General features: G+C 72.8%; 11 protein-coding genes and 1 pseudogene. 6 read left to right on the plus strand and 6 right to left on the minus strand.

Features of this window, described 5'->3' with window-relative positions; genetic code table 11:
• Positions 1–419: 419 nt before the first annotated feature.
• The 6 genes and pseudogenes from ACFVX9_RS22055 to ACFVX9_RS22080 all read right to left on the minus strand — a co-directional run bounded on the left by ACFVX9_RS22055 (position 420) and on the right by ACFVX9_RS22080 (position 5,459).
• A complete protein-coding gene (locus tag ACFVX9_RS22055) occupies positions 420–1,052 on the minus strand; it encodes a hypothetical protein (RefSeq protein ID WP_380423924.1) in 633 nt (210 codons plus the stop codon).
• Entirely contained in the window at positions 1,049–2,464 is a 1,416-nt protein-coding gene (locus ACFVX9_RS22060; RefSeq protein WP_380423923.1) for an AAA family ATPase, read from the minus strand. The genes ACFVX9_RS22055 and ACFVX9_RS22060 overlap by 4 nt, the downstream gene beginning before the upstream one ends.
• A gap of 526 nt (positions 2,465–2,990) precedes the next feature.
• On the minus strand, positions 2,991–3,254 hold the full coding sequence (locus ACFVX9_RS22065) for a type II toxin-antitoxin system RelE/ParE family toxin (protein ID WP_371517250.1): 264 nt from the start codon (positions 3,252–3,254) through the stop codon (positions 2,991–2,993).
• Positions 3,247–3,516, minus strand: a complete 270-nt coding sequence (locus ACFVX9_RS22070; protein WP_380374713.1) for a type II toxin-antitoxin system Phd/YefM family antitoxin — start codon at positions 3,514–3,516, stop codon at positions 3,247–3,249. The genes ACFVX9_RS22065 and ACFVX9_RS22070 overlap by 8 nt, the downstream gene beginning before the upstream one ends.
• A gap of 74 nt (positions 3,517–3,590) precedes the next feature.
• Positions 3,591–4,256, minus strand: coding sequence for an HAD-IA family hydrolase (locus ACFVX9_RS22075; protein WP_380374712.1), 666 nt, complete (start codon positions 4,254–4,256; stop codon positions 3,591–3,593).
• A 55-nt stretch (positions 4,257–4,311) separates the two neighbouring features.
• A pseudogene (locus ACFVX9_RS22080) lies at positions 4,312–5,459 on the minus strand (dihydrofolate reductase family protein).
• A 160-nt stretch (positions 5,460–5,619) separates the two neighbouring features.
• Here ACFVX9_RS22080 and ACFVX9_RS22085 point away from each other — a divergent pair.
• The 6 genes from ACFVX9_RS22085 to ACFVX9_RS22110 all read left to right on the plus strand — a co-directional run bounded on the left by ACFVX9_RS22085 (position 5,620) and on the right by ACFVX9_RS22110 (position 14,574).
• Positions 5,620–6,438 carry a methyltransferase domain-containing protein gene (locus ACFVX9_RS22085; RefSeq protein WP_387983093.1) on the plus strand — a complete coding sequence of 273 codons (819 nt, stop codon included), beginning with the start codon at positions 5,620–5,622 and terminating at the stop codon, positions 6,436–6,438.
• Between the two features lie 214 nt (positions 6,439–6,652).
• The gene (locus ACFVX9_RS22090) at positions 6,653–8,005 is read left to right on the plus strand and encodes a DUF4190 domain-containing protein (protein WP_387983095.1); all 1,353 of its coding nucleotides are present in this window, start codon (positions 6,653–6,655) and stop codon (positions 8,003–8,005) included.
• A 162-nt stretch (positions 8,006–8,167) separates the two neighbouring features.
• The gene (locus tag ACFVX9_RS22095; protein ID WP_387983097.1) at positions 8,168–8,350 is read left to right on the plus strand and encodes an SPOR domain-containing protein; all 183 of its coding nucleotides are present in this window, start codon (positions 8,168–8,170) and stop codon (positions 8,348–8,350) included.
• 10 nt (positions 8,351–8,360) lie between these two features.
• Positions 8,361–8,777, plus strand: a complete 417-nt coding sequence (locus tag ACFVX9_RS22100; protein ID WP_063347964.1) for an NUDIX domain-containing protein — start codon at positions 8,361–8,363, stop codon at positions 8,775–8,777.
• 179 nt (positions 8,778–8,956) lie between these two features.
• Positions 8,957–11,710 (plus strand): SpoIIE family protein phosphatase, encoded by a 2,754-nt coding sequence (locus tag ACFVX9_RS22105; RefSeq protein WP_380490691.1) that lies wholly within the window; start codon positions 8,957–8,959, stop codon positions 11,708–11,710.
• A 254-nt stretch (positions 11,711–11,964) separates the two neighbouring features.
• Entirely contained in the window at positions 11,965–14,574 is a 2,610-nt protein-coding gene (locus tag ACFVX9_RS22110; RefSeq protein ID WP_380374702.1) for a SpoIIE family protein phosphatase, read from the plus strand.
• Positions 14,575–14,651 lie beyond the last annotated feature (77 nt).

Genomic DNA, 14,651 nt, shown 5'->3' on the forward strand with positions numbered 1-14,651 from the left:
AGGGGCCCGGCTCTACGGAGTCGGGCCCTGCTTGTTTCCCGTGCTGGGATGGTGCTGGGAAATCTGAGCCCGTGTCGCCAATTTTCGTCCCTGCTCACCTTTACCGTGCTGGGCTCGGTAAGGCTTGTGAGATAAGCGACCGCAGCTCGACAGACGCCCTCTGATCACAGAGGACGCTTACCTCATGCTCAAGAGACGGCTGCTGCCGCGGCGCCCACTTTCGGTCGCCTCCGCGCCGTCGGCCGGCGATCACGCACGGCCGTAGCCAGGACGCTCTCGCCAAGTGTGCGTGGGGCAGGGCGGCCCCGATCATGCGGACGCAGCATATTGTTGGGCCGACATCGACGAGGCGACTGGCCGTGGGGCGGCTGCGCGTGAAGTTTGCTGCACCTGAAGGTAGTTGTGCGGTTTGGGCTAGGTCAGTCGTTGAGTATCTCGAACGCTTCGTCTAGATCCTTGACGAAATCCTGCCATGACGGAAGGCAGGTCACCGGGCCCTCCGGGTCCAAAAGTTCGAGCATGCGCAGCCGGTGCTGTGAGAAGCGCTTCTGGAACTGGGAGAGGCGGCGTCCTTTGTACTCGCTTGCCTGCGCGAGCGAGTCCTTGAGGAGCTGTTTAGGGTCGGCGACCTTTTCTGCCGCGATGCCCTTGGGGAGATCAAGGCTGACGCGGCCGCTCGGGTTCTCGGCGACCTGGCGCAGACATGCCTCATCGAGAAGCAGCCAGGCTTCCAGCATGCGGACAGGTACTACAGCGACGTGCCGGAGACCGGGCCACTCGGCGCACACTGCCTCTTCGATCTCGTTCCTGCGGTCCTGGGCGGGACCCCGGTCGGCATCCCGTTGCACCACAACCAAGTCGTAGGTTCCGTGCAACTTACGGGCTGCCCGCAGTTTGTCCCGGACGGAATGGCCGGGCGGTGGCCGCAGTAGGCCGAAGTCAGGGACGGTGATCGAGACGTCGAGCCCCCTGCGCACGGCAATGGATTCGACGTGCGGTACGAGGCCGTTGTCGCTGCTGCCCTCACCAATGAACAGAACGCGGGCGGTCACGCGACCCCCCAGTCCAGCGTGAGCTGCGCTCCGATGGGTGTGGTGAGGTACGGCAGGATGTCTGCCTTTGTCACGAAGTCGCCTCCCGCCCTCGTGGCCCGCCACGTCTCGGCCAGTGGACGCAGGCGGAGAGCCCGGTTCAGAGAGCCGTTCTCGGCCATGTGGATAGCGGTGTCGGCGAACAAGAGGTCTTCAGGTTCGACGAGTTGTACGACCCCGGGTGAGTGTGTGTTGATCAGTACCTGCCGGAACGGATTGTCTGTTCCAGGTTCCTCTGACGGGTCGACGGCAAGGTCCTGGACAAGGGCGACCATGGCGTTGAGATTCGCGGGATGGATGCCATTCTCGGGCTCCTCCATGCAGATCAGACCACTTACGGACGTGTCTTCGAGCAGGACGCACAAGGCCAGGAAGCGCAGGGTGCCCTCGGAGAGGCTACGGGCGGGCAGCGTCATGCCGGCCACCTCGCGTACGTTGACTGTGAGGAGCTGCCGGACCTCGTCCTGATCGACATCCAGATCGCGGATATGGATACCGGTCAGGTCCGATAGACGTCCCGCCAGCCTGGCGTAGATCTGGCTGGGATCCGCGCCGGGAGTGCCGTGGGCCACACGGAAGAGTGTCGCGGGGAGGTGGGAGCCGTCGGCGCCCATTACCTGTGGGTCGACATAGCGGTCGGACCTGCGCAGAGCCGACGGCTCAAGAGCTAGCCGTCGCCAGGACTGCATCTCACGGCGAGCCGCGAGGATGGTGGGGTCGTCACTGCTGGTGATGGTGGAGACGACTGTTGCGGGTGCACGGGACGCTGCGGCTGGCTTGGGCTGGCCCCGACTGCCACCGTCCTGGTGGATTTTGACCACCGACTCGCCGGATTCGGTCGTCGTTGAGATGAAGGGGGCGCCGCTGCGATGGCCCTGAATGACGCTGTTGCGGAAGTCCTTCACGCTGTGGGGGAAGAGAAGGTGCCGGGGGGCCTTGCCTTTGGTGATGTGACTCAGCGTCTCATGGAGGAGGGTGAGGCGGCCGAAACGGTCTAGGCCGGACGGCTCCTGGTAGCCGACCTCCAACTCGTACCGCAGAAACGTGGTCGTGGCCTTCGCGGCCCGGCCGAAGTCGTCCTCCGCGTTGAGCGGGACGATCATCTCGGCGGCGAATCGCATCCGGTGATGGCCAGGCTCGAAGCCCTTCCAGAAGAGGTCACGAGGGTCACCCTGGCGCTCACCGTGTACGCCCCGGACCTCTTGGGCCGCTTCCATCATCGACTGGTCGGCCAGCAGGGAGAGGAACTGGATGGCGTCGAAAACATTCGACTTGCCGGTGCCGTTCTCCCCTGCGATGCAGGTGAAGGGTCCGAAGTCGATGGACAGGTCCAGGAGGTTCTTGAACCCGTGGACTTCGATGCGGGTCAGCATGCTGTCTCCGGAAGCTCGCCGGGCGGATCCGCCCAAGCCTACTGGCGAGGAGGGCCGTTACGTGTGTCGGTTGCTCTCCACATCGTTGATGAGAGCCCGCGCCGCCTCGTCTTCCCCAGTCTGCCGGTCTGTGGCTCGCAGTCCTCCTAGCCGTGGATGAGCCTGGCGACGAACGGTAGTCTGCGGCCACCTCCAACGACTGACGGGGGCCGAATTTTCGCGCGGCCGAGGTTTCCGAGTTGCTCGCTACGTCAACTGTTCGCGGAGGGGGTCAGGGTGGCAGGGCGTGCTGGGACGCCTCTCCCGTGCTGGGATGGTGCTGGGATGACCCCCTCCGAAGTCACGTTTCCTCAGGTCGGAGCTCTGTGCTCGACATTCCGCTTCAACGTGTAGCCGTCTGGTTGCTGCAAGTTGACTGATTGGTCGAATGTGCAGGTCGGAAGGGGCCGGGCTCTGTCGAGTCCGGCCCCTTCCGCGTCATCGTGCTGGATGGGTGCTGGATGTTCTGACGCCGGGTCCGTGGTCGTCAAGCCTCGTAAACGGTGGACCGATGTCCCACGTGGACGACCCAGATCACCAATTCCCCGTTGTCGATCGTGTAGACGACGCGGTAGTCGCCGACGCGCAGGCGGCGACGCTCGGGCTGGGAGACGAGTGCAGTGGTGTTGAAGCCGAGGGGATCGGTCTCCAGTTCGGTCAGCTTGGCCAGGATGCGCAGCGCCATGTCGCGAGGGATCTTCCGGAGTTCGGCCTGGGCCTCGGGTCGGAAGACCGTCCGGAACTCACTCATTGCGCGCCAGCGTCTCCCTCATGACGTCCTCGATCGGGATGCCGACTGCCGGATTCGCCATGCGCTCGTCGATGATCCGGTTGATCTCGCGCTCTTCCCACTTCTGGTACTTCCGAAGTACCTCGATGGACACCACGGCGGCGACTTCTTTGCCTCGGCGCGTGATCACCGTGGGTACGTCGTCCCGGTCGGCGCGCTCCACGACCTCGGCCAGGTGCGCGCGTACGTCGCGGATGGACTCTATGGGCAAGGGCTGCGTCATGCGCTCAAGAGTACCGAGTGTTCCATGTGTACACAATGTATCGAGCGGTCTTGCGGGGCGGGCGGTCGGCTCGGTCAGGGGTGGATGCTGACGGTGATGACGCCGTCCGGTGTGGTGGTCACGGTGATGTTGTCGAGGGTGGCGGCGTGGGCGTCGGGTCGGTGGGCGGTGGCGCGGGGGCCGATGCCGATGACGCGGATGCCGGCGGCGCGGGCGGCCGTGATGCCGGCGTCGGAGTCCTCGAAGGCGAGGCAGTCGGCGGGGGCGAAGCCGAGGGCGGCGGCGCCCTTGAGGAAGCCCTCCGGGTCGGGCTTGCTGGCGCCGACGGACTCGGCGGTGACCAGGACGGGCGGCATCGGCAGGCCGGCGGCGCCCATCCGGACGCGGGCGAGCGGTTCGTCGGCGGAGGTGACCAGGGCGTGCGGCAGGCCGTTCAGGGCGGCGAGGAAGGCGGCGGCGCCGGGGATCGGGACGACGCCGTCGGTGTCGGCGCGCTCGGCGGCGAGCATCCGCCGGTTGTCGGCGAGGTTGAGTTCCACCGGGCGGTCGGGCAGCAGTTCGGCCATCGTCGCGTGGCCCTGGCGGCCGTGGGCGACGGCCAGTACGGCGACGGGGTCGAGTCCGTGCTGCTCGGCCCAGCGGTGCCAGCAGCGCTCGACCACGGCGTCGGAGTTGACCAGGGTGCCATCCATGTCCAGGAGGAGGGCGCGAGCGGTCAGCTGGAGGGGTGCGGTGGGCATGGGGCTGCTCCTCGGGCAAGGAAGGACGAGCTTTGTTCCCCGATGATACAAAAGATCAGCCGAGCAGATGGGCGTTGACCGCGCGGGCCGCCTCGGCGAGCTCCGGCAGCTCCACCACCTCGACCCCGGCCGCCGCCAGCAGGGCCGTGCCCTGGCAGTCGGTGACGAACAGGTCCGGTTCGCGCCAGGCCACCACCACCCGCGGCACGCCCGCCACGATCAGCAGCCGGGCGCACGGCGCCGGCCGCGAGGCGCGCTGTCCGCACGGTTCGAGCGAGCTGTAGACGGTCGCCCCGCGCAGCCGCGGGTCGCAGGCCGGGAGCTTGCCGAGGGCCGCCTCCTCGGCGTGGTCGTGCGCGTCGCCCTCCCGGCTGTAGCCCTCCGCCAGGACCTCGCCGTCGGCGCCGACGATCACCGCGCCGACCGAGAAGGCCGTCGCGGACGGCGGGCAGCGGCGGGAGAGTTCGACGGCCCGGCGCAGGTGGTCGAGGTCGGCGGTCGCGGGACGGGCTCCGGTCACGGGGCGGGCTCCTTCGGGGCGTACCTGAGCAGGGCGACGTCGTCCACCGTACGTGCCTCCAGCAGGCGCATCCGCCGGGCCGGGCCACCCGGGAACGCGGCCGGGCGGACGAACCTCGGCGCCTCGGCCTGGCCGACCAGCAGCGGGGCGACCGCCAGCTGGAGCTCGTCCGCCAGGCCCTGGGCCAGGAACTGGGTGTGCACGCCGCCGCCGCCCTCGACCATCAGTCGGCGCACCCCGCGCGCGCCCAGGTCGTCCAGCACCGCGCCGAGGTCCACCGCGCCGCCGAGCGCGACCACTTCGGCCAGCCCGTCCAGGCGGGGCCGCAGCACGGTCGCGCCGGCGTCCGTGGTGTAGGCGAGCCGGGCGCCGCCGGTGTGCCAGAAGCGCAGGCCGGCGTCGAGCGCGCCGCTCGCGCTGAGCGTCACCTTCAGCGGGTGCTCGGCGCGGCCGTCCGCGAGCCGGGCGGCCCGGCGTGCTGGGTCGTTGACCAGCAGGCGCGGATTGTCGGCGCGCAGCGTGTTGCCGCCGACCAGGACGGCGTCGGCGGCCGCGCGCTCGGCGTCGACCCGGTCGAAGTCGGCCCGGTTGGAGAGCAGCAGGCGGTCGGGGGAGGCGTCGTCGAGGTGGCCGTCGAGGGACATCGCGGCGCTCAGCAGGACGAAGGGGCGCTGGCCGGGCATGGGCGGGGGGACCGTTCTCTCGGGTGCGCCCCCACGGTACGGCCGCCGGGGGTGGTGCAGTCGCGGGGTGATCGACAGGCGAGACGAATCTTCTCGGCATCCGGAACGTCCGCTAGCGTCGGAGGCGTCGCGGAAACCGACCACGCCCCAGGGGGACACCATGACCGGACGGCAGCCCGCCACCGTCTACACCCACGGCTACCAGGAGGCGGTGCTGCGCTCGCACCGCTCCCGGACGGCCGCCGACTCGGCCGCCTACCTGCTGCCCGAACTGCGCCCTGGGCAGGCGCTGCTGGACATCGGCTGCGGGCCCGGCACGATCACCGCCGACCTGGCCGAGCTGGTCGGCCCGGGCGGTCGCGTGGTGGCCGTGGACACCTCCGGCGAGGTGCTGGAGCAGGCCGCCGCGTACGTGGCCGGCCGGGGCCTGTCCAATGTCGTGTTCGAGATCGCCGATGTCCACGAACTGCCACACCAGGAAGGTGAGTTCGATGTGGTGCACGCCCACCAGGTGTTGCAGCACGTGGCCGACCCGGTGGCCGCGCTGCGCGAGATGCGCCGGGTCGCGGCGCCGGGCGGTGTGGTCGCGGCCCGGGACGTCGACTACGCGTCGATGACCTGGTTCCCCGAGGCGCCCGCGCTGGACCGCTGGCTGGAACTGTACGAGCGGATCGCCCGCGCCAACGGCGGCGAGCCGGACGCCGGGCGGCGGCTGCTGTCCTGGGCGCGGGCGGCGGGCTTCACCGACATCGCCGCGACCGCCACCACCTGGACGTACGCGACGCCCGAGCAGCGCGCCTGGTGGGGCGGGATGTGGGCGGACCGGGTGACCGGCTCCGCCATCGGCCGGACGGCGGTGGAGCGGGGCTTCGCGGACCAGGCCGAACTGGCGCGGATCGCGGCCGGCTGGCAGGAGTGGAGTGCCGCCGGGGACGGCTGGTTCTCCATGCTGCACGGCGAGATCCTGGCGCGCGGCTGACCGGGGGCAGGGTCGGGGCCGGCGACGGGTCGAGGGCGGGGCCGGGCGACGGGGTGGGAGAAACGGTCGCGCGGGCGTTCGGAAAGATCGGGTAAAGTCGCGCGTCCGCTCGTACTGGGGCCGTTCGGGCCCGTCCGGCCCGCTGCTGGAGGGGGCGAGCCGACGAGTCGAGCTGCCGAGTCGATGCCCGTACCGGCGGGCCGGGGGAGTCCACGTGTCCAAGCCTGCGTCCGAGCCGCCCGCGGCCGATCCCCGCATACCGGCCCACGAGGCCGCGACGGCGAAGCAGGCCGAGCGGACGGGGCAGTCGGAGCATGCGGAGCAGCAGGCGCAGCCCGAGCCGCCCGCGCCCGCCGCCCCGCCCGTGCCGACCGCCCCACCCGCGCCCGCCAACCCGTGGGCCGCGCCCCTGCCGTCGCAGGCCCCGCCGCAGCCCCCGCCCCCGCCGCTGCCCGCCGGCGGCTGGGCATCGGTGCCGCCCGCCGCACAGTCCGGCCTCCAGCCCGGCTTCCCCTACCCCCGGCCCGCCCCCGTCACCAACGGTTTCGCGGTCGCCGCCCTGGTGACCGGCCTGGTCGTGGTGGCGCCGGTGGCCCTGGTGTTCGGCATCATCGCGCTGGTCCAGATCAACCGCCGCAAGGAGCGCGGCTTCGGCATGGCGGTGACCGGCCTGGTGCTCGGCGTGGTCGGCACGGTGCTGCTGTCGCTCGCCGTGGCCGGTTCGACCTTCGAGTTCCCCGGGGGCGGCAGGTTCGACCAGTCCACGAAGGCCCCGGCCGGATCCGTCCCGTGGGCCGCGCTGAAGTCCGGGGATTGCTACAACACCCCCGAGAACGGCAGCCGGGCCGACCCCGAGGGCGGCGACGAGACGCTCTACTGGGTCCGCCGGGTGCCGTGCTCGGCCGCGCACCACGGCGAGGTGGCCGGCACCGCCCGGATCCCGGCGAGCGACGGCCCGTCCTACCCGGGCGAGGCGACGGTCCGCCTGCAGGCCGCCGACCTGTGCCGCACGGTGCTCGACGACTACGCCCTCGACCAGTGGGCGATCCCGGACGGCATGGACGACGTCTACCTCTACCCGACCCGGGGCAACTGGAGGTCCGGCGACCGCTACGTCACCTGCGCGTTCGAGGACCGCGACGGCGAGCACCTGGGGACGGTCCGCACCGACCGGGGCAGCCTGAACCCCGCCCAGCTGGCCTACCTGGAGGCCGTCCGGGGCTTCAACGACGCCTACGCGGAGCAGCCGAGCAAGGGCTTCGCGGACGCGTCGTCCGAGTACCGGACGTGGGCCCGGCGGATGTCCACCGCCTCCCACGCGGAGGCCACGGCGCTGAACAAGGCGTCGGCGGCGTGGCCGGCCGAGGTCAAGCCGGCGGTCCGCAAGCTGGCCGCGGCCCAGGAGGCGGCCGCGACCGCCTGGGACGCGGCGGCCTCCGGCGACGACCTGGAGGGCGACGTCCGACGGGCCCGGGCGCTGGTGACCAAGTCGGTGCCGCTCAGCATCGAGATCCGGCGCGGGCTCGGCCTGTCCACCGGCGAGCAGGTGCCCGACCTCCAGGTCTGAGCCGCCGAGGGGTCTGAGCCGCCGACGGTTCTGAGCCGCCGGGCGCGGCCGGGTTACCCGCCGTTAACCGCGCCCGTACCTGCCGGTAGCGAGCCGTCCGTAGCGTCGTGGGGGCGGATCCCCGGCCCGACCCCCACGCAGGCCGGGGATACGCTCCCCGCCATGAGCGCCTTTCGGGTGATGCGGCAGGACGACAACGGCAACCGCTTCCTGGTCGCGGGCGGGCTCGACCGCCTCGCGGCGGAGCGGCTGGCGGCCGAGTTCGAGGCCCGCGGCCACAAGCAGCTGTACTGGGTCGAGGCCGAGCCCGAGGCTGCGGACGGCGCGGGGGCGGACACGCCCTAAGGTCGGGCCCATGGACAAGGCCAGCGAGAACCCCGTCGAGCCCCGGATCGTCGTCGGCGGCGCCCTCATCCACCGGGGCCGGGTGCTCGCCGCCCGGCGCAGCGCGCCCGCGGCGGTGGCGGGGCGCTGGGAGTTCCCGGGCGGGAAGGCCGAACCCGGCGAGACCGAGGCGCAGGCGCTGGAGCGGGAGCTGTTGGAGGAACTGGGTGTCCGGGCGCGGGCGCTGGAGCGGCTGCCGGGCGCGTGGAGCGTCCGGCCGGGTCTGGAGCTGCGCTTCTGGGCGGCCGAGCTGCTGGCCGGCGACCCCCGTCCTCTGGAGGACCACGACGAGCTGCGCTGGCTCGGCCCGGCCGAGCTGGACAGCGTCGACTGGATCGAGCACGACCGCGACGTCCTGCCGCACGTCGCCCGGTTGCTCCATGCATAGGGCGGCCTGAGCCGGTGTGCGACGCGCGGGGTACGGGGTAGGTCAATCAGACAAGACGACCCGGCGGCCGGGATAGCCTGGGTTCTGCTGGGTATGTCACTTTTCGGCACTATTCGTCACCATCGGTGAGCCGCCCCAGCCGGCGACGCCGATCCCGACCAGAGCCGGAGGCCCCGTCGGTGTCGAGTACCGGGAACGGCGGCGGAGGAGCACGGCGGACAGGCGCCGCGGGGAGCGCAGCCGCCCGCGCCCGGCTGCGCCGGGGTGCCCAGCCCGCCGCCCCGCAGCCGCCGGCCGGCCGCCGTCGGCGGGACGCCGCCGATGCCCCCGACGTCCCGCGGCCCGACCAGCCGGCGCCGGCCCTGGCCGTCCCCGTCTCCGACCCGGGCCCCCAGCCCGGCCTGCGCAGCCGGCCCGCCCGACCGTTCCCCGGCGGGCCGTCCGACGCCCCGTACGGCCCCGGCGTACCGGGCGAGGGCAGCCTGCTCGACATGCTGAAGGTCGCCATCGCGATCCTGGACACCGCGGGCCGGGTGGTGCTCTGGAGCCCGGCCGCCGAGGAACTGCTCGGCTGGCCGAACGAGCTGCTGGTCGGCCGCCGGATCGACGAGCTGATCCCCGACGAGGAGCAGGTCGGCCGGATCCGGGCCGCGATCCAGGACACCCTGCGCCACGGCCGCTGGGCCGGCAACGCCGAACTGCGCGACCGGGACGGCGTGCCGATCGCGGTGGACGCCCGGATCTCCCTCCTGGTGGACGGCGACGGCACCCCGTTCCTCCAGGTCAACATGGCCGAGGCGGCCGCCGTCCGGGCCGTCGAGCGCGACCTCGCCGTCCGTGACGCGCTGTTCGAGCAGTCCCCGCTGGGCATCGCGATCATGGACACCGAGCTGCGCTACACCGCCGTCAACCAGACCCTGGCCGAGATGAACGGCGTCGCCCTGGAGGACCACGTCGGCCGGACCACCGGCGAGACCCTGCCCGAGCGGGCCGCCGACGAGGTCACCGCGATCCAGCGCCAGGTGCTGGCCACCGGCGAGCCGGTCATCGACGTCACCCTGGCCTCCCCGGTCACCGCCCGCTCCGGCTACCGCTCGATCTCCTACAGCCGGATGACCGACCGCTCCGGCCGGGTGCTCGGCATCTCCGGCACCGTGATGGACGTGACCGAGCGCTACCGCGCCGTCGCCAAGGTCGAGCACGCCCGGCGCCGGCTCTCGCTGCTCAACGAGTTCGGCTCCCGGGTCGGCGACCTGCTCGACGCCGCCCGGATCGCCCAGGAGCTCGCCAGCTCCGTCGTCCCCCGGCTCACCGACCACTCCGCGGTGATCCTGCTGCAGGCCGTCGCGCACGGCGACGACCTGCCCCGGCACGGCCACGACCGCCGCACCTCGCTGCTCCAGCTCGGCACCGCCTCCGTCCAGGACGGCCCCGAGGTCGAGGTGATGCTCCGCCGCGGCGCCCGGATCACCTTCGCCGAGGACTCCGCCTGCGGCCGGGTGCTGCGCACCGGCGTCCCCGAACTGCTCTCCGGCGCGGACCAGCTCGACGACGTGACGTACCCCGGCGACCCGAAGACGCAGGCCGCCCACGACCTGGGCGTGCACTCCATGCTGGTCGTCCCGCTACGCGCCCGCGGCATCGTGATCGGCCTGCTGCTGGTCAGCCGGGGCGGCTACCGGGAGGGCTTCGACCGGGACGACCTGGCCTTCACCGTCGAGCTGGCCGACCGGGCCGGCAGCTCGCTGGACAACGCCCGGCTGTACGCCCGCGAGCGCACCGCCGCGCTCACCCTCCAGCGCACCCTGCTCCCGCAGCAGGTCCCGCAGCCCACCGGCGTCGAGGTCGCCTACCGGTACGTGCCCGGCAGCAGCGGCGCCGAGGTCGGCGGCGACTGGTTCGACGTCATCCCGCTGCCCGGCGACCGCACCGCGCTGGTGGTCGGCGACGTGATGGGCCACGGACTGCGGGCCGCCGCCACCATGGGCCGGCTGCGCACCGCCGTCCGGGTGCTGGCCGCCCTCGACCTGCCGCCGGACGTCCTGCTGCGGCACGTCCACGAACTGGCCGACGACCTGGCCCAGGGCCCGGACGAGGCGCTGCTCGCCACCTGCGTCTACGCGGTGTTCGACCCGGGGACGGCCAGACTGACCGTCGCCAAGGCCGGGCACATCCCGCCCGTCCTGGTGGTGCCGGGCGAGGAGGGCGGGGAGCCGACCCGGACCGGCGGCCCGCTGCGCGGCGGCGCGGGCCGGATCCTCGACCTCCCCTCCGGCGCCCCGCTCGGCGTCGGCGGCGTCCCGTTCGAATCCGTCGAACTGAAGATCCCCGAGGGCAGCCTGCTCGCCCTCTGCACCGACGGCCTGGTCGAGTCCCGGGACAAGGACCTCGACGTCGGCCTCGGCCGGCTGGTCACCGTGCTCCAGGAGCCGCACGCCTCCATCCAGGCCGCCTGCGAGGCCGTGCTCGGCACCATGGAGCAGGGCCGCGAGCCGGACGACGTCGCGCTGCTGCTGGCCCGGCTCGGCCACGGCCAGGCCGGCACCCCGACGGTCGGCTGGACCCTGCCCGCCGAGCCCACCGCCGTCTCCCGGGCCCGCCGGCTGGTCCGCTCCGCGCTCGCCGAGTGGGGCGTCGAGGAGCTCACCGACACCACGGAGCTGCTGGTCAGCGAGCTGGTCACGAACGCCGTCCGGTACGCCAGCGCCCCCATCGGCGTGCGGCTGACGCTCGGCGAGACGCTGCTGGTCGAGATCTCCGACCCGCTGCCCGACCCGCCCCGGGAGCGGCACGCGGCCGAGGCCGACGAGGGCGGCCGGGGCCTGGAACTGGTCCGCCGCCTGGCACTGCGCTGGGGTGCCCGGGCCGAGGGCATCGGCAAGGTGGTCTGGTTCGAGCAGACGCTGCCGGGTAATGAGCCCGACGAGTCATAGGGAGCGCAGCGGGTCGGGGGCGTGAGCCCGAGCGGGGGCGAGGAGGACGGAACCGCATATGCCAGCAGGTGGCCGGGGGGAGCGCGCAGCCCGGAAGGGGGCGCGGACGTGGCATTGTGGTTGCGCGGGCGGTAGGACAAAAACCTTCGCCCGATCTGATGTTGTGATGTTGAGGGCGTGTGAACGTACCCCTCGATGATGAATACTCGGTCTTCTCGACATCCGGACGGTCGCGGGTTGGAGGGGTCGGTCCGTTGAACAGCACCCCGGCGCGGAACGCGCCGAGCAGCAGCGGTCATGCTGTCGTGCCCGGGCAGGCCGGTTCACCGCACCTGCCCGTACCGGCGGACCCGCCCGGCGCCGGCCCCGTGGGCCTCGGTCACCACCCCGGGGCCGCGGACCACCCGTGGGGCGCGGGCGGCCCCGGGTCGATCTACGACTACATCCGGGTCGCCACCTTCACCATCGGCCCCGACGGCCGGATCAGCCAGTGGAGCGAGCGCGCCGCCGAGTTCTTCGGCGTCCCCGCCCCCGACGCCGTCGGCGCCGACCCGATCACCACCTTCGTCCCCCGCGAACTCTGGCAGCGCGGCCGCGCGCGGCTGGAACGCGCCCTGGCCGGCGAGGAGTGGGTCGGCACCGCCCCCTACCGGGACGCCGCCGGCGGCGAGGGCCTCGCCGAGCTCTACCTGATGCCCGACAGCGCCCTGCCCACCGCCGGCGCCACCTGCCTGGCCGTCGACCTCGGCCGACTGCGCCGGGTCGAGACCGACCTCGCCGCCTCCGAGGCCGTCTTCGGGCAGACGCCCACCGGCTTCATCCTCTTCGACGACCGGCTGCGCCTCCAGCGGGTCAACGACGCCTTCGCCTCCGGCATGGGCCTGGCCCCCACCGACCTCGAAGGCCTCACCCCGCACGACCTCTTCCCGCCGTCCGAGGCCGACCGCCTCACCGCCGCCCTGCGCAAGGTCCTCGCCACCGGCGAGCCCGTCTTCGACCTGCGCTTCCACGGCGCCGTCCCCACCCGCGAGGGCAACCGGCTCTGGGCCGTCTCGCTGTACCGCCTCAACGGCGCGGCCGGACAGCCGATCGGCCTCGCCGGGCAGGTCTCCGACGTCACCAGCCGGCACGTCGCCGAGCGCGAGGCCGACGGCGTCCGCCGCAACCTCGCCCTGCTCAACGAGGCCAGCGCGCACATCGGCTCCACCCTCGACCTGGAGACCACCGCCAAGGAACTGCTCGACGTCGTCGTCCCGCCGTTCTGCGACCTCGCCACCGTCGACCTGTACACCGCGCTGCTCTCCGGCGAGACCGTGCCCAGCGCCGGCCGGCTCGGCGACACCGTGCTCACCGACGGCAGCGGCGAACTGCGCCGGGTCGCCGTCTCCAGCGTCATCGGCGGCGCCTCCTCGGTGCTCGGCTCGGTCACCGGCCTGCCCATCGCCGAGGCCGGCGGCACCCTCTGTTACCCGCGACGCTCCCCGCACGCCCGGGCGCTGCGCACCGGCCGCAGCGTCGTCCCCGAGCCCGGGCCCGACCCGCTGCTGCGCTCCACCCTGATCGTCCCGCTGGTCGCCCGCGACCAGGTGCTCGGCCTCGTCCAGCTCTCCCGCGCGATCGGCAGCGAGCCCTTCGACGCCCGCGACGTCGCCATCGCCGAGGAACTCGTCGCCCGCGCCGCCGTCTGCATCGACAACGCCCGGCTCTACCGCCGCGAGCACGAGCGCGCCCTGATCCTCCAGCGCAGCCTGCTGCCCCCGGGCAACCCGGCCGCCAGCGGCCTGGAGATCGCCTGCCGCTACCTGCCCAGCAACAACAACACCGAGGTCGGCGGCGACTGGTTCGACGTCATCCCGCTGCCCGGCAACCGCACCGCCCTGGTCATCGGCGACGTGATGGGGCGCGGCCTGCGCGCCGCCGTCGCCATGGGCCAGCTGCGCACCGCCGTCCGCACCCTCGCCATGCTCGACCTGGAGCCCGGCGAGGTGCTCACCGCCCTCGACGAGATCGCCCGCGGCCTCGGCGGCGACACCGTGGCGGCCGGCCCGCCCACCCCGTACGGCCGGCTCACCTCCGCCGCCGACGAGGAGGCCCGCGAGGTCTACCTGGCCACCTGCGTCTACGCGGTCTACGACGCCGTCACCCGGCGCTGCTGGATCGCCAACGCCGGCCACCTGCCGCCCGTCCTGCTCAGCCCCGGCGAACCCGCCCGGATGCTCGACGTCCCGCCCGGTCTGCCGCTCGGCGTCGGCGGCGAGCCCTTCGAGGAGGTCGAGCTGACCCTCCCGGACGGCGCCATCCTCGGCCTCTACACCGACGGCCTGGTGGAGAGCCGCAAGCACCAGCTGGACGAGGGCCTGCGCGGCTTCCGCACCGCGCTGTCGGCCAAGGGCAAGGGCCTCGAAGAACTCTGCGAGCACGTCCTCGGCGAGCTCAACCCGCACCACGGCGAGGACGACATCGCCCTGCTGATGGCCAAGGTGCACGCCTTCCCCGAGGACGCCGTCGGCAACTGGTTCCTGCCGCCCGAGCCCACCTCCGTCGCCAAGGCCCGCGAGCTGGCCTGCAGCTGGCTGCTGACCCGCGGCCTGGAGGAGCTCGTGGACACCACCGAGCTGCTGGTCAGCGAACTGGTCACCAACGCGCTCAAGCACGGCCGGGGCGAGATCCGGCTGCGGCTGCTGCGCGACCGCGGCCTGGTCTGCGAGGTCTGGGACGACGGCTACGCCCAGCCCCGGCAGCGGCGCGCCCAGGAGACCGACGAGGGCGGGCGCGGCCTGCAACTGGTCAGCCTGCTGGCCGAGCGCTGGGGCAGCCGGCGGACGCCCAAGGGCAAGATCGTCTGGTTCGAGCTGGGGATCTAGGGCGGCTGGAGGCCCTCGGCGGTTCGGCCGTCCGGGTGCAGTCGGCGGGCGGTCCGCCGTGTCGGCCCGGGCCCGGG

Origin of the sequence: Kitasatospora sp. NPDC058243, assembly GCF_042882025.1 — a bacterium.
In the GTDB taxonomy this organism is placed as follows: Bacteria; Actinomycetota; Actinomycetes; order Streptomycetales; family Streptomycetaceae; genus Kitasatospora.

Bases quoted from the DNA above. Each gene is read 5' to 3' on its own strand.
- ACFVX9_RS22060 (WP_380423923.1), bottom strand. From the start codon at position 2,464: ATGCTGACCCGCATCGAAGTCCACGGGTTCAAGAACCTCCTGGACCTG.
- ACFVX9_RS22065 (WP_371517250.1), bottom strand. From the start codon at position 3,254: ATGAGTGAGTTCCGGACGGTCTTCCGACCCGAGGCCCAGGCCGAACTC.
- ACFVX9_RS22070 (WP_380374713.1), bottom strand. From the start codon at position 3,516: ATGACGCAGCCCTTGCCCATAGAGTCCATCCGCGACGTACGCGCGCAC.
- ACFVX9_RS22075 (WP_380374712.1), bottom strand. From the start codon at position 4,256: ATGCCCACCGCACCCCTCCAGCTGACCGCTCGCGCCCTCCTCCTGGAC.
- ACFVX9_RS22085 (WP_387983093.1), top strand. From the start codon at position 5,620: ATGACCGGACGGCAGCCCGCCACCGTCTACACCCACGGCTACCAGGAG.
- ACFVX9_RS22095 (WP_387983097.1), top strand. From the start codon at position 8,168: ATGAGCGCCTTTCGGGTGATGCGGCAGGACGACAACGGCAACCGCTTC.
- ACFVX9_RS22100 (WP_063347964.1), top strand. From the start codon at position 8,361: ATGGACAAGGCCAGCGAGAACCCCGTCGAGCCCCGGATCGTCGTCGGC.